17 protein-coding genes are annotated in these 13,108 nt (G+C 68.2%); 11 read left to right on the top strand and 6 right to left on the bottom strand.

Going from position 1 to position 13,108, the window contains the following annotated elements; translation table 11 throughout:
• Positions 1-43: 43 nt before the first annotated feature.
• From ACUKCB_RS04085 to ACUKCB_RS04070, 4 genes are read right to left on the bottom strand one after another with little or no spacing between them, the layout of a single operon-like run.
• Complete coding sequence (locus tag ACUKCB_RS04085; RefSeq protein WP_473039114.1) at positions 44-208, bottom strand: hypothetical protein; 165 nt, start codon at positions 206-208, stop codon at positions 44-46.
• Positions 209-223: 15 nt separating this feature from the next.
• On the bottom strand, positions 224-766 hold the full coding sequence (locus ACUKCB_RS04080; RefSeq protein ID WP_473039113.1) for a class IV adenylate cyclase: 543 nt from the start codon (positions 764-766) through the stop codon (positions 224-226).
• A 44-nt stretch (positions 767-810) separates the two neighbouring features.
• Complete coding sequence (locus tag ACUKCB_RS04075) at positions 811-1,977, bottom strand: helix-turn-helix domain-containing protein (RefSeq protein ID WP_473039112.1); 1,167 nt, start codon at positions 1,975-1,977, stop codon at positions 811-813.
• Complete coding sequence (locus ACUKCB_RS04070) at positions 1,974-2,390, bottom strand: NUDIX hydrolase (protein WP_473039111.1); 417 nt, start codon at positions 2,388-2,390, stop codon at positions 1,974-1,976. The genes ACUKCB_RS04075 and ACUKCB_RS04070 overlap by 4 nt, the downstream gene beginning before the upstream one ends.
• A 131-nt stretch (positions 2,391-2,521) precedes the next feature.
• Between ACUKCB_RS04070 and ACUKCB_RS04065 the strand changes: the two genes are divergently transcribed.
• From ACUKCB_RS04065 to ACUKCB_RS04025, 9 genes are read left to right on the top strand one after another with little or no spacing between them, the layout of a single operon-like run.
• Positions 2,522-3,298 (top strand): TauD/TfdA family dioxygenase, encoded by a 777-nt coding sequence (locus ACUKCB_RS04065; protein ID WP_473039110.1) that lies wholly within the window; start codon positions 2,522-2,524, stop codon positions 3,296-3,298.
• 36 nt (positions 3,299-3,334) lie between these two features.
• The gene (locus tag ACUKCB_RS04060; protein WP_473039109.1) at positions 3,335-3,814 is read left to right on the top strand and encodes an NUDIX domain-containing protein; all 480 of its coding nucleotides are present in this window, start codon (positions 3,335-3,337) and stop codon (positions 3,812-3,814) included.
• Positions 3,811-4,479: a hypothetical protein gene (locus ACUKCB_RS04055; RefSeq protein ID WP_473039108.1), complete on the top strand. Its 669-nt coding sequence runs from the start codon at positions 3,811-3,813 to the stop codon at positions 4,477-4,479. Before ACUKCB_RS04060 ends, ACUKCB_RS04055 begins: the two co-directional genes overlap by 4 nt.
• Complete coding sequence (locus ACUKCB_RS04050) at positions 4,467-6,275, top strand: DUF4254 domain-containing protein (RefSeq protein ID WP_473039107.1); 1,809 nt, start codon at positions 4,467-4,469, stop codon at positions 6,273-6,275. The genes ACUKCB_RS04055 and ACUKCB_RS04050 overlap by 13 nt, the downstream gene beginning before the upstream one ends.
• 24 nt (positions 6,276-6,299) lie before the next feature.
• Positions 6,300-6,872, top strand: coding sequence for a phosphoribosyltransferase (locus ACUKCB_RS04045; RefSeq protein WP_473039106.1), 573 nt, complete (start codon positions 6,300-6,302; stop codon positions 6,870-6,872).
• Between the two features lie 8 nt (positions 6,873-6,880).
• Positions 6,881-7,981 (top strand): glycosyltransferase family 9 protein, encoded by a 1,101-nt coding sequence (locus tag ACUKCB_RS04040; RefSeq protein WP_473039105.1) that lies wholly within the window; start codon positions 6,881-6,883, stop codon positions 7,979-7,981.
• A complete protein-coding gene (locus tag ACUKCB_RS04035; protein WP_473039104.1) occupies positions 7,978-9,108 on the top strand; it encodes a hypothetical protein in 1,131 nt (376 codons plus the stop codon). Before ACUKCB_RS04040 ends, ACUKCB_RS04035 begins: the two co-directional genes overlap by 4 nt.
• Entirely contained in the window at positions 9,093-9,854 is a 762-nt protein-coding gene (locus ACUKCB_RS04030) for an SDR family NAD(P)-dependent oxidoreductase (protein WP_473039103.1), read from the top strand. The genes ACUKCB_RS04035 and ACUKCB_RS04030 overlap by 16 nt, the downstream gene beginning before the upstream one ends.
• Complete coding sequence (locus ACUKCB_RS04025; protein WP_473039102.1) at positions 9,847-10,467, top strand: histidine phosphatase family protein; 621 nt, start codon at positions 9,847-9,849, stop codon at positions 10,465-10,467. The genes ACUKCB_RS04030 and ACUKCB_RS04025 overlap by 8 nt, the downstream gene beginning before the upstream one ends.
• Positions 10,468-10,631: 164 nt before the next feature.
• Here ACUKCB_RS04025 and ACUKCB_RS04020 read toward each other — a convergent pair whose 3' ends face one another.
• Entirely contained in the window at positions 10,632-11,108 is a 477-nt protein-coding gene (locus tag ACUKCB_RS04020) for a hypothetical protein (RefSeq protein ID WP_473039101.1), read from the bottom strand.
• Entirely contained in the window at positions 11,105-11,647 is a 543-nt protein-coding gene (locus ACUKCB_RS04015; RefSeq protein WP_473039100.1) for an ATP-binding protein, read from the bottom strand. Before ACUKCB_RS04015 ends, ACUKCB_RS04020 begins: the two co-directional genes overlap by 4 nt.
• Before the next feature lie 337 nt (positions 11,648-11,984).
• On the opposite strand from ACUKCB_RS04015, the gene ACUKCB_RS04010 reads away from it, so the two are divergent.
• Positions 11,985-12,833, top strand: a complete 849-nt coding sequence (locus ACUKCB_RS04010; RefSeq protein WP_473039099.1) for a helix-turn-helix domain-containing protein — start codon at positions 11,985-11,987, stop codon at positions 12,831-12,833.
• Positions 12,830-13,066 (top strand): DUF397 domain-containing protein, encoded by a 237-nt coding sequence (locus tag ACUKCB_RS04005; protein ID WP_473039098.1) that lies wholly within the window; start codon positions 12,830-12,832, stop codon positions 13,064-13,066. Before ACUKCB_RS04010 ends, ACUKCB_RS04005 begins: the two co-directional genes overlap by 4 nt.
• The last annotated feature ends 42 nt before the right edge of the window (positions 13,067-13,108 follow it).

The following is a 13,108-nucleotide window of genomic DNA, read 5'->3' as shown; positions in this document are numbered from 1 at the left end:
GGCCGGCTCGGATGCGCTGCCCGAGGCGTTCCGCGCAGCGAGCTCATCCGGCGTGGGCGGAACCCTTCCTGAAGGCGTGCTCCACGCGCAGGCGCTGGGTGTGGTGCATGTCCAGCCCGGCTATCTCCTCTGCGGTGAACCAGCCAGCCTCGTGCGGCTCGTCGCTGACGGCGAGCCCTTCCCCGATCACCCGTGCCCGGAAGCACACGTTGAGCTGATGGCGTCAGACCGCACCGAAGCGCAGGTCGGTGACCTCCGGCAGAGTGATGCCGTAGCGGGCGTAGACCTTGGTGGTGTTCTCACCCGTCAGAGACGACTCGTCGAATCCGAGCAGCGCGGCCACCCGCACCACCTCGGCACGGCTGTCCACTTCGATCTCCAGATACGCGGGAATCCGCGGCCAGGAGTCGATCTCCAACTGGGCACCGTCCAACGTGAAGCTGTGCCGCCGGTTCTCCTGGTAGGCCTTGGGCGTGTAACCGAGCTTGCCCAACAGCGCGTTGGCGGTCTCGAAGTCACCGACCTCCGTCTCGGTCTCCCGAGCGCCCCCGATGGCGTCCGAGTCGATCTCCTTCACCGTGAGCGTGACCCGGCTCCCGGTGTCGCGCAGACGCACCCACCGCGACGTGTCCCCCGGCTCGATGTCGTACACGTAGCGCCGCTGAAGCACCTCACCCAGGTCAGCACCGCCCTTGTCGAGAATGAGCCGGGCCACCTTTTCGGGGTCGATGTCCAAGACCTTGGCCTCGTATTCGATCACGCTCACGGAGCCTTCTCTCTTGTTCCTCTGAATCCATCTGCAGCGCTGCATCAGTGAGAGAGCGAACCGGCCGTTGTTCGATGCTGGGTGAGGTCGTGCAAGCGTGCCAAGGCATCGGCCCGAACTTCCTCGAGCCCGGGTTTGGCGGTGCTCCGCACCACGCGCTGAATCTGGTGCGGCAATCGAAGACGTGTGGCAAGGGACAACGCCTCGCTGTACAAAGTGTGCGCACTGGTGAGGTCCCCGACCTCGGACAGCGCGTCGGCGGAGGTGACGGCTTCGATAGCCGCCCACTGAGGCGCCGGCGTCTCTCCCGATCCTGGGCGAGCTCGGGCCAGTTCCGCTGCCGCAGATGCGCGCCCGGTTCCCAGGAGCCCTCGCACGCGCACTTCGCGCAGGGAGAAGGGGGTGAAGAGGATTCCGCTCGGCCCCGCGGCGTCCATGAGAAGGTCGGCGGTGGCTACGGCCTCGTCGTGCCTGGCTGCGTCCCCCTGCTCTCCGGCCGCACGTGCAAGAAGGACGAAGGTCTGGCCTCGCTCCCCCTCGTCATGCGAGAGCTCGGCTGCCTCAGCCAGACGCGCGATAGCGGCTCCCGGTCGGCCCGCCTTCCTCAGCTCGTTGCCGTGCATACGCAGCACGTGGCCGAGGAAGTCACCCTCGTCCAGATGCCGAGCGAGCCGCATGGCACCGCCCGTCCATCGCGCGGCCAGGTACAACTGCTCCTCCGGCAGAACGTGCCCCAGCGACGTGCCGAGCGTTGCCCGCGCCCGTGCCAACAGAGAAGCCGTCCCGTAGTCGACCCGTCCCTCCCTCAGGCGTGCCTCCAGCCGGACCACCAACGGCCACAGTTCCTCGACCGCCTCCGCCGCGCGCCCCGCCTGCCGAGCGATCTCAGCGAGCCGTACCGTCGACTCCCCGAACTGCAGTGCGGCGAGGAAGTCCGCGTCCTCGTCGTTGGTGATTCCCAGGGCGTGCGGCGGAACGCCCAGGACCCGGCTGATGTGCGACAACCCCTGACGGTCATTGATGGTGCGCTGGCTCCGCTCCAGCAGGGAAACATAGGAGGGGTCGTATCCGAGAAGCTCACCCATCGCCACCTGCGAGAGTCCCGCGAACTTGCGGTAGCAACGCAGGATCACCGCCAGCTCCCGGGTCTCCAGGGCCCGACGTGCTTCGGGTAGCAGCCACAGCCAGCGGGTGGAGGTCGAAGCGGTCACGTGTCCGGCTGGACGAACCAGGAGAGAACCGACCTCTTGTACCCCTCCGGCATCTTCAGACGGGGTACCTCGTCCTTGGTGAACAGCCCGGCTTCCTTGTGCTCGCTGGAGACCACGACCGGGGCGTCCGAGTCCACATGACAGCCGTAGGTGACGATGAAGACGTGCTTGTCGACCTGGGTGATGTGGTACATCCACGAATCGAGGATCTGCGCCACCGTGACCGGCCAGCCCGTCTCCTCCTCGATCTCCCGGGCCAAGCACTCCTCCGGGGTCTCCCCCAGTTCGATCTTTCCGCCGGGGAGCTCCCACTCGTCACGCTCGTTGCGCAACAGCAGTACCCGCCCGTCACGGACGACGACGCCTTTGACGGAGACGGGGAACGTGCGCGGTGCGTAGGGGGCGTCGGACACAGTGGCTCGCTTTCGACGGCGTAGGGGTTCGACGGTAGTGAAGCTAGCAGGCGCGTACCCGGTCTCGGGCAGGTCGCGCCTTGACAGATTGTCACTGGCCTCATCGCCCGGTATTCGTGAAGCTGGGCGGTGTGTACAAGACGACACCTCCCCTGCCCGTCGACACCGACGCTTCCTTCGAGCGGCACCGAGTCGACCCGCGCAGAACCGACCTCCACCCACATCTGGCGTCCGCCCTACGTGATCGAGGTCTGGCGACGTTCAGCGAGATCACCAGCCGCCCCGCCTTCGCCGACTTGGTGCGTGATCTAGCCGTCCTCTACCCGCACCCGGACAGCGGCCCTGACGGCCTGACCCTGCTGCACACGCGAGACGGGAGCCCCGGGGCCGGCCAACTCGGATTCACCGACTCCGAACTCCTCCCGCACACGGAGCGGTCGTGCCTACCGAGACCACCGCACCTCCTCATGCTCATGTGCCTGACTCCGGCGCACCACGGAGGCGAGAGCGTCCTCATCGACGGGCGGGCCGTGGCCGAGGAGCTGTCCCTGGCCGCCCCGGAGACGTGGAGTGCGCTGTCCGCGCCCCGGACCGCCTACTTCGGAGGCTCCTCCGGATACGTCGGCGCGGTCTTCGAACCTGCCGCACCAGAAACGTGGACCATCCGGCTAAGGCTTGACGAACTCATCCGCTTCGCTCCCCGCACGGTTCGCCACGTCGAGATCCTCCGGGAGGTCATGGACCGGCACACCATGGTCCTGCGCCTGGACAAGGGCCAGGGATTCATCCTCGACAACACACGTTGGCTGCACGGCCGTCGTTCCTTCACCGGTCCCCGAGTGATGCTGCGCGCTCTGGGCGAGCGGCATACCCGCCTCCTGCTGGAACGCGGATTCCGCCTGCCCTGACCTCCTATTCCAGAACACGACGTGGAACGAGTGAACATGACCGAGATCGTGAAGCAGAGCGCTCGCGTCCTCCTCTTCGACAGCGAGCAGCGGCTGGTGCTCATCAGGCGTACCAAACCCGAACAGGAGCCCTACTGGGTCGCCGTGGGAGGCGGGGTCGAGGCGAAGGACATCAGTGTCGAGGCGGCCTTGCACCGTGAGGTCCTGGAGGAGCTCGGCGGTCGAATCGACCGGGTCCGCCAGGTCCTCGTCATCACCGACGACCTCCCCGGCGGTATCGGAATCCAACACGTCTTCATCGCACGGTTGACCTCCATGGACCTCACCAACCGCACCGGGGCCGAGTTCACCGAGCCCGGACGCGGCACCTACGAAGTGGCCCGTGTCCCCGCCACACGAGACGCCCTCGCGGGACTCCATCTCCTACCGCCCCGACTCGCCGAATTCGCGCAGGCGAACATCCACGGCCTGCTGGCACTGGTGAACGAGGAAGACGCAGCGGACGAGGCGCCATGACCGACTTCGTCAGCCTCAACGGCCCCGACAACAGCGGCAAGTCGACGCAGGTGCGCATGCTGGCGGACAGCTGGCACGGGTTCCACGACCTGGGTCCGGTTCACCGCCACGATCCGGCCACCTGGGCCCGTGTCTCGGGCCCGGGATACGGCACCTGGTGGTTCACCACCTCCACCACGGAGGAGCTGACCCGCATGCTGTTCTCCAGCCACACCGCCCGAGCCAGAGCCCGCCCTCCCGGAAAGATCGGGCTCCTGGACCGCGGCTGGTACATGCTCCTCGCCACGGCCGTCGCTACCTGCGCCGTCAAGGAGTCGCTCACCGTCGAAGCCGCCTGGACCCGAGTTCTCGCCTTGGTGGACACGGACGAACCGCGCCCACCAGAGCTCTCAATCCTGCTGCTCCCCGCGCTCGACGTGGAGCAGAGCATCGACATCGCCCAACAACGTGAGGGTCGCCCGTGGGTCGGCGTCTACCTCGACTACCAACGGCGCCTGCACCGCGTGCTCCTGCACATGGCGCATCGAGGCGTGTTCGCTGAGGTTGTCTCCGGACGGACTCACGGCATCGACGCGACGCACGCCTTCCTCCGCAGAATCCTCAACGCGCACGACGTCAGCGCCCCCTCGATCAATCACCCCGTGAAGAACGGATGTTCGCCGTGAACCCTCCTCCTCTTCCCCTCAACGAACCCCTTGCCGCCTTACTGGCCCTACTCCCGACCAAGGAACGCACCCGGTTCGACGAAGCTGTCAGCGGACTCCACCACACCAACCACCGCCTGTGGCGAGCCGAGGACGGCGTGCGCGTCGAGGCGTCCGACCCTGCGCGGGTGGCCGATGGCAAGCGCGTCATCGACCAGCTCAACATGGACCGCGTCCGCTACGCCGAGCGCCTGGACGAGGTGATTGCCGCCGAATGCCCTGTGGCCCCCGCCGTGACCGCGCCGATGCACACCGAGCCGTTCAGTTCCGCGGTCGACCGGCTGTCGGTGACGGTGCTGCGGCTGCACCACACGCGGCTGGCGGCGGACGAGGACCCTGGTGTCCAGCCCCGTGTGGCCAGAGTGCAAGCCCAGATCCACGACCTGCACGAGGCGCTCGGGTCCCTGTCCGAAGACGTCGTCGCCGGTCGGAGGCGGCTGCCCGACGGGGCGCGGTTCAAGCTCTACGGCACGGCGGTGCGCGCGGACACCCGCCCCTCCCCGAACCCCAACCTGCCCCCGGTCATCGCCTTGGGCGGCCTGAGTGAGTGCGGCAAGAGCACATCGGGAATCTTCCTGAGCCGGGACGAGGACGCCGTCCGGTTCAAGATCGGCTTCCTGCTGACCCAGGCCGCCGCCCGCCAGGGCCTGGCCGATCCCTATGCCCTGTCGCCCATGCGTCAGGCGGAACTGCTCCTGGACGAGCTCAACCGGTTCACTGACGCTCACGTGGACGTCGAACTGATCACCATCGAGTCCGTGCACAGGGCCGAGTCGATCGCGGCTCTGAAGTCCTTGATGGGTGAGCGGCTACGGGTGGTCTACGTCGACGTCCCCTTCGTGGTGCGACTGGTGCGCTCGGGAGGTACCCGGCAGGCCCTGGAGGGGAAGGACCGGATCAAGACCAGCAGGGGCGCGGACCGGATCCCGGCTGACGAGGTCCTGGACAACTCCGGCAGCGTGACCCGGCTGCACGGCGGACTTAGGCGCCTGGCCAACCCTCCGACCACGGCACGGGTCAAGACCATCCCGCCCCAGGAGCTCCGGCTGCCCGCAGCGGTGCGGGGGGCGACCTCCCGACTCGTGGAGTCTTTGTCCGCCTTGCCAGACGAGCAGTGCCTCGTCGCGTTGACCGGGAGCGCGGTCAACGGCGGTTGGGAGGAGGGCTGGTCCGACGTCGACTTGCTCGCCATCACCGAGAGCGGACACAGCGAACGGGTCATGCGAGCCATCGACGAGTACCGGTCGACGCTCCTGGCCTGTGGTGGTATCCACCTGGGCGCGACGGTCCTCCCCGTCTCCGAAGCCCAAGTTCGCCGCCTCCCCGATCGGGTGCTCGCCGCCCTGGTCATGCTCCAGGAAGCAAGCCCCGCGCTTCTGGCCAGCCCTGGCCTGCGGCTGCCGGTGGTCTCCCGTGGGGAGGTGGAGCGCGGTACTCCCGCCGCCCTGGCCGACGCGGTCGCGACCACGCGGCGGCTGCGCCACGATCCCGGGCGCGGCCGTGTCCGCCCGCTCTACAAGCACCTGGTCCTGCTCTGCCGTCTTCTCCTGCGGGAGCAGTCGGTGTGGGTGAGCGGCGACGAGATCGTTCCCGAGGCCGTTCGACGGCTGCCCGGGCTCGGCCCTCTCGATCTCCCTCCCCTGGCTGCGGTCATCTCCGCCCATCGGGAGGACACGGACCGAGACCGGGTGCTCGGCGCGATCGAGACGGCCGTGGACCGGCTGCTCACCTGGCACGAACGACAGTGTGCCGCCTGAGAGCGGTCCGACGAGAGGAAGACCATGGAAGCGGTCACCCAGAGCACGGGCTTTCACGCCGAGGTCGTGGCGCGACTGGACGCGGGGCCGAGCAGTCGACCCGAACGGGTGGTGCACGATCTCGACGGTGCCCGGTCAGCGGTCTCCCCGGACCAACTCTCCGACGCAGGACATCTGTTGTGGAAAGCTCTGCGCCGCACGGTTCCTGTCGTCTCGGGCGCCGACGCGGTCCTCGGTCTGGACGCGGGCGGCATCGTGCCGGCGCTCGCGGTGAGCATGGCCTCGGGGCTCCCGTACAAGCTCGCGTGGAAGGTGCGCGTTCCCCTGCCTGGCGCCGTTCACTTCGTCGAGGGCCACGCCAACCGCCCCAACGTGTTCGCCTACGGAATCGCTCCCGGGCACGGCTACGTCCTGGTCGACGACGAGGTGACGACCGGCATCACCCTGGTGAACCTCGCCCAGGCCCTACGCCGTCACGGGGCGCACCCGGTCGCTGCGGTGTGCCTGGCCGAGGACACCCGGTACCAGGCAAGGTCCATCCTCGAAGAGGCCGGTCTGCCCCTCGTCTCCCTCACCCGGATCGGACGGGACGGATGAGCCCGGTCGTGCCCCTGGTGACCCGGCATTGGGGGAACACCGCCTACACACCGGAGCAGGTGCTCAGCATCCCGCTCGGTTATGACCGGTCCGTGACGCCCGTCGGTGCCGTCCTTCCCGAGGCACCCGACCCCGAGCTCCGAAGCGCCCTGGACCGATGCGCTCGGGTCGTGGTGGCCTTTGACGGCAAGCTGGGTGACTCCCTTCTCGCCTTCGGCGCGGTTGCCGCGGTCACCGACGCGCTCACCTTGCTCGGACGTACCGTCCCGATCAGCTCGTTGGGCCGGTACGGGTGCCTGTACCCGACAACGAGCACAGCCTGTTCGCGCGGCTGCTCTCCACGGCTCATCATCGGCGACGACGCCGGTGTGCAGCTGGCCCGGCCGACCGAGGACGAGCACGTCCTCCTCTGCTATCCGGAGCGGGCCCACTGCCGCGACGACGGCCAACGCGCCCACACCCACCTGCCCGCGCGCTATTACCTGGGGTTGGAGGAGCGGATCGGCCTCCGGCTGCCGGGCGAGCCGCCGTTCCTGCCGCCCCTGGCCCGCAGTGCCGCTGAGCCCGCCGGGGAGGCGTTGACGATCGCGGCCGTCACCGCGACCAGTTGGCCCGGCCGCAAGGACTACGGAGCCGAACGGTTCACCGACGCCGCTCGAATCATCGGGCAGCGGTCCAGCCGTCATGTGCGGCTCCTCCTTGTGTCCGGCCACGACAAGTCGGCTCCCCGACCGCCCACGGATGCGGCTGGCGTCCAGACCGAATCGGTCACGGGCGCCGACCTGGCGACCCTGATGGACCTGTTCGCCCGCTGCGACGTGGTCTTGGGCAACGACACCGGGCTGACCCACCTGGCCGCGCTCGTCTCGGCCAGGGCCGAGGTCATCGGGCTGTACGGGCGGCACTCCCACAGCAAATGGCGAACCGGTCTCGGCCATCACCACGTGCTCGCCACGCCCTTCTCCGAACGCATGCACCTCCGGGACATGTGCCCGGTACGCGATGGATTGGACGACACCGACAACAACGGACGCGCCCCGCTGTCCGCGATATCCCCGGATCTCCTCGCGGACACCGCTCTGCTCGCTCTGGAACGGAGTGGCGCATGAGGGCACTGAATCTGCTCCCACGTATCGGGACCCCGCTGAGGTTCACCCGCAACCTGCTCTATCCGATCGACACCCCGCGACGGCGCCTCATCGCCAAGTGCATGCCCGACCACGACGAGGCCCGCGCCGAGGTACGCGGCCACCGTCTGCTGAGCGACTGGTACCCGGTGCCCGCTCTCCACCACCGCGCCCGTCTCCCCGGCCGCACCGTCCTGGTGTACGAGCGGCTGCCCGTGGACACCGACCGCGGGCTGCTCCTGGACCTGCTCAACGCGCCCGACACCGCCGACCACGCGCCCCTGGACGGCTACATGCGGGAACTGACCGGCACCTATCTGCGCGCCTTCACTGAGACCGCCGAGCTGAGTCCGCCCTCCGCCGTGGTCGGCAAGCTCTACCGAGACCGGGCACTACCCGGAGGGCGACTCGATCACTACTACGCCGACCATGATCTCCCGCTGACCGGAACCGTGGACGGGCCGAGATTCAGTGACCTGGCGCGGACGGGGCTGTACGTCAACGGGAGCCACTACCAGCTCGACTGGTCCGGAACGCTCCGCTGGCCCCGCACCGCATTCGACTCTCCCGTCTGGAGCGTGATCAGCCAGGGCGACCCGACCGACGTCAACCTCGCCGTTCCCCTCGCCTGGCTCGACTACGACACCGCCGGGCGCAACGCCATCGCGGGAGAGATCGCCAACTTCAGCTTCTACATGACCGTCCTCGGGGGATGGCTGGTCCCCACTCTCAACCCGGAGGCGTTCACCCAGCATCCCGCCACGTTCGACCGCGTTCCCGCGAACACGCCACACGTCAGTACCCACCTCCAGGCGGACACCGTCCACGTCCGCTTCACCGACCGGCTCGCCCTCGCACGACGGCGGGCGCTGTGCCACTACTGGGAACGGCTCGTCCGCCCGCTCACCGCTCGTTACTTCCCTGGACATGCCCTCTCCGATGCCCTCCGCCCCTACCTCGCGATGCGGATCATCGGCGTGTTCAACCTGGCCGAACTGGCACCGGACCAGCGGCTGTACCTGCTCGCCAAGCTCGCGCAGTGCATGGCCCCCGACTTCTCACCCTGGAGCTTCTTCAACCTCACGGAGTCCTCATGGCCTACCCACTGAACGGCCGTCTGGCGCTGGTGTCGGGAGCCACCGGAGGCATCGGCTCGGCCATCACCCGCACGCTTGCGCACTCCGGTGCCCGTGTGGCGCTGGCCCACTTCGACGCACCCGATGACGCCCGCGAAATTGCCCAGGAGATCAGAAGCATGAGTGGAGAAGCCAGAGCCTTCGCAGCGGACCTGCGCTCGACCCGGGCCGCCTCTGCCCTCTACGAGCGTGTCCACGACCAGATGGGAGCCCCGGACATCCTCGTCACTGCCGCCGGAGACTACCCCCGAACACCCCATGCGGACCTCACCCCGGGCCGCTGGGACGAGTGCCTGTCCCTCAACCTGACCGCCCACCACCTACTGGCCCAGGCCGCCGCTCCGGCGATGAGCGCCCGCGGCCACGGCCGCATCGTGACGGTCGGCAGCGTCCTGGCCCACACCGGCCGCCGCGAACTGGCCGACTACGTCACGGCGAAGGCCGGTCTCGAAGGGCTCACCCGCGCACTCGCACGCGAACTCGGCGAACACGACATCACCGTGAACTGCGTGGCGCCCGGCTCCATCCGAGTGCCTGCCGAGGGCAACGTCGTCCCCGATCCCGGCGCCATGGAGAAGCGCCAACTCGCCCGCCAGTGCGTACGGCGTCGCGGACACCCCAAGGACGTGGCCTCCGCCGTCGCGTTTCTCGCCGGTGACGAGGCCGGATTCATCACCGGCCAGACCCTGCGCGTGGATGGAGGGTGGGTTCTTGGCTGACCTCTACCTCATGCGGCACGGACACTACGTCGGACACCGTCCGGGCTACCACGCACCCGACGATGCGGAACTCTCACCCCGGGGCCGGAGAGATGCCGCTGCCGCCGCGCAGCACCTGCCACCCGTGGCCGCTATTGTTTCCAGCCCTCTGCCCCGCGCGCTCCGGACCGCCGAACTCCTGGCTGAGCACTCCGGGATCCCCTTGCTGGAGGTCGTCCCCGACCTCCGGGAGTGGCGCAGCCCCACTGCTGTCCAAGGGCTACCTCCCGACGAGTTCCCCGAGGACTACACCCGCTGGCGCGTGCGACGAACCCTTGACCCCACCAGCCGGTACGGGGATGGTGAATCCCTACAGGAGTTGAGTGAACGGGCCGCGTGTGCCCACACCCAACTGTCCGCCCTCATGGATCGGCAGGGTCCCTTGCTGGTGATCTCGCACAAACTCTTCCTCTCCCTGCTCACCAGCAACGAACCAGCCTCCATCGCGTTCAGCACCGCCGCACGCACCCCGTGGCCCTTCCTCGAGGTTCGTCAGCTGAGCGATCCGTACTTGCTCGGCAGCCGTATCGGGCGGCGACCGCCAACGCCGCGTTCGTCTCCAACTCGGCGATGAGACCTGCTGTGCTGTGGGTGGTGGAGTCGGAGACGGGCTTTCAGGTGGCTTCGCACCCACGGTCACGCTCACGAATCCGCAAGCACTCGACCGTGGCCAGGAAGGCCGCGCCAGGCTCTGGAACCGGGCGCGGCCTTCCGTGCGGTGAGGGCGCGAGCGAGCCGTTACAGCAGGACCGCCGTGAGGTGGTGGGCCAGCGCCCCCGCCAGGGCGGCGAGGGTGTAGCCGGTCAGACGCCAGGCGGCGCGGCCCGGGCGGCGGGGTTTGCGGTGGCTGTTCGGGCGCCGGGGACGACGCGGCAGCGGTGGGCGCACCGGCCGGGGCTGGAGCGGGCCCTCGTCGGGTGCGGGCCGGGGACGCGGAACGGCGGGCGCTGGTGTGCGCTGCGGTGTCGGCGAGGGGCGGTGCGGTTCTCCGGAGGGGTGGGAATCGTGTTCGGCCAGCCGGGCGGCGTGGACGTGCATCCAGGCGGGCAGTTGGCCGTGTGCCTGGCGGTAGGCCACCCGGGGGTTGCCGGGCATCTGGGCCAGCAGGCGCTGTTCCCGGGTGGGAGAGGGCGGGGAGCCGGGGCGCGGGAAGCGCCGCCCCCTGGGCGCGTCCAGGACCGCGCGCACTCCGGCGGAGACGGGTTCGGCGTTCATCGGACGGTCTCCCCGCCGGTGGGGGCGGCCACGGCGGGCAGGGTGAACTCGGCCCACACGGTCGTGCCCAGACCGGCGCAGAACGGGAAGTCCACCACCGCCCGGCTCCCCCACCGGGCGGCCAGGGCGTCGACGATCAGCAGGCCCCGGCCGCGTTCGGCCGCTTCCCACTCGGCCACGGTGCGCTGGCGCGGAATCTGGGGGCTGGTGGGGGCGTCGGCCCGGGCACCGTCGTCGACGATCGACAGGTGCAGGGTGCGGACGGTGGGCATGGCCAGGGTCCGGATGACGCGGCCGCCCGGCTGGCCGGAGCGGGAGTGGTCGGCGGCGTTCGCGAACATCTCGCTGGCGCAGAGGGTGATGGTCTCGGCCAGGTCGGGGCACAGGTCTTCCAGGCGGAACAGGTCGGCCCGCAGGTCCTCGCGCACCCAGGCGGTCTGGGAGAGGTCTCCGGGGTAGACGCGGGAGGGCCAGCGCCGCCCCTGGAAACCCGGGGTGGGCGTGTGGAAGGGCACGCGGGGACGCGGCACAATGGTCATGACGCACAACTCCTTATGCACATGGGTCTTGTGTTGTCGATCTGGGCTCTGGGGGCGCTGCAATCGCCCCCAGAGCCCGTTTTCATGCCAGCCGCCAACGAGGGCGGCGGCTGTACCGGCGGTGAACAGTGCTCCGCCGGGGACTGAGCAGACTCCGACATCTCCTTCTGAGCCACAGAGTGTGTGGAGCCGACTACAGTAAAACCCAGCAGGCATCAACTTACAAGCCTGCAACTTAAAGGCGCGCAGAAAGCACCAGAAGGTCCGTTTTGAAAACAAAAGCGCAGTTCAAGGGCATGGCAGAGTGAAGCTACGACGTTGATGAACGAAGGATGCGATGGCTGATCCGATCCCCACCGTGCGGCAATATCGACTCGCGCAAGACCTGCGGGAGCTCCGCGCCGCAGCAAAGATGACCCAAGAGCAGGTCGCCGCCAGCATGGACTGGCATGTCTCCAAGCTCTTCCGCTTGGAGAACGCACGCAGCCCTCGCGTAAACTGGCTGGATATCCAAGGGCTGCTCGATCTCTACGGAGTCGCCAGCCCTCAGCGAGAAGCCCTCATCCAACTGGCGAAGGATTCCAAGAAACGCGGATGGTGGACCACCTATCAGGACGTCTTCACGGGATCGTTCGTCGCCTTGGAGGATGAGGCCCACCTCATCCGGTATTACTCCTCAGAGCTGGTTCCGGGCCTGTTTCAAACCGAGCCGTACGCACGCGCCGTGATCCAGGCGCTGCGCCCTGGTTACGACGTACAAAGCGTTGAGCGTCGAGTCTCTGCCCGTATGGCCCGCAAGAAAATCCTCGAACGAGAGAAGCCCCTACACCTGGACTTCATCCTCAACGAGGCCGTGATCAGGCGAAACGTAGGCAGCAAAGAGGTGATGGGCGAACAGCTCAGAACTCTGCGTGAGGTCGCGAGAACCGAGACAGCAACCCTGCGCTTGCTTCCCTTCCAGGCTGGTACACATGCAGCCATGGAGGGCGCCTTCACGATCTTCTCGTTCCCGGCAGAGCTGTACCCCGATGTGGTCTACATCGAGGGCATGATGGGCGACCTGTATCTGGAAAGCGCCGAAAGCGTCAGTCGCTACAGGGACGCGTTCGAAAGCCTGCGTAAGTCCGCTCTGTCACCATCTGACACGATGGACTTCATCGACTCGTTGGCAAGGGAGCTCCGATGATCCACTGGTGCAAGTCCAGCTATAGCGGAGGGGACAACAACTGCGTGGAGGTCGCGTGTGTCCCCACCAGACCATGGCACAAGGCGAGCTACACCAACGACCGTGGTGAATGCGTGGAGGTCGCAGAGGGGCCGGTCACCGGAGTGCGGGACACCAAACACCGCGAACTGGGCGCGCTCTTCTTCGCTGCTGACGAGTGGCAGGCCTTCATCGGCACCGCCAAGGACGCCTGAACCTCCCCACCAGCCCGCTCGCCAACGGCCCCGACCCTGGGG

This window comes from Nocardiopsis moroccensis (genome assembly GCF_055763695.1).
This window is presented reverse-complemented; position numbering and strand designations above follow the sequence as displayed.

Bases quoted from the DNA above. Each gene is read 5' to 3' on its own strand.
- ACUKCB_RS04060 (WP_473039109.1), top strand. From the start codon at position 3,335: ATGACCGAGATCGTGAAGCAGAGCGCTCGCGTCCTCCTCTTCGACAGC.
- ACUKCB_RS04050 (WP_473039107.1), top strand. From the start codon at position 4,467: ATGTTCGCCGTGAACCCTCCTCCTCTTCCCCTCAACGAACCCCTTGCC.
- ACUKCB_RS04005 (WP_473039098.1), top strand. From the start codon at position 12,830: ATGATCCACTGGTGCAAGTCCAGCTATAGCGGAGGGGACAACAACTGC.
- ACUKCB_RS04015 (WP_473039100.1), bottom strand. From the start codon at position 11,647: ATGACCATTGTGCCGCGTCCCCGCGTGCCCTTCCACACGCCCACCCCG.
- ACUKCB_RS04055 (WP_473039108.1), top strand. From the start codon at position 3,811: ATGACCGACTTCGTCAGCCTCAACGGCCCCGACAACAGCGGCAAGTCG.
- ACUKCB_RS04030 (WP_473039103.1), top strand. From the start codon at position 9,093: ATGGCCTACCCACTGAACGGCCGTCTGGCGCTGGTGTCGGGAGCCACC.
- ACUKCB_RS04020 (WP_473039101.1), bottom strand. From the start codon at position 11,108: ATGAACGCCGAACCCGTCTCCGCCGGAGTGCGCGCGGTCCTGGACGCG.
- ACUKCB_RS04010 (WP_473039099.1), top strand. From the start codon at position 11,985: ATGGCTGATCCGATCCCCACCGTGCGGCAATATCGACTCGCGCAAGAC.
- ACUKCB_RS04045 (WP_473039106.1), top strand. From the start codon at position 6,300: ATGGAAGCGGTCACCCAGAGCACGGGCTTTCACGCCGAGGTCGTGGCG.
- ACUKCB_RS04035 (WP_473039104.1), top strand. From the start codon at position 7,978: ATGAGGGCACTGAATCTGCTCCCACGTATCGGGACCCCGCTGAGGTTC.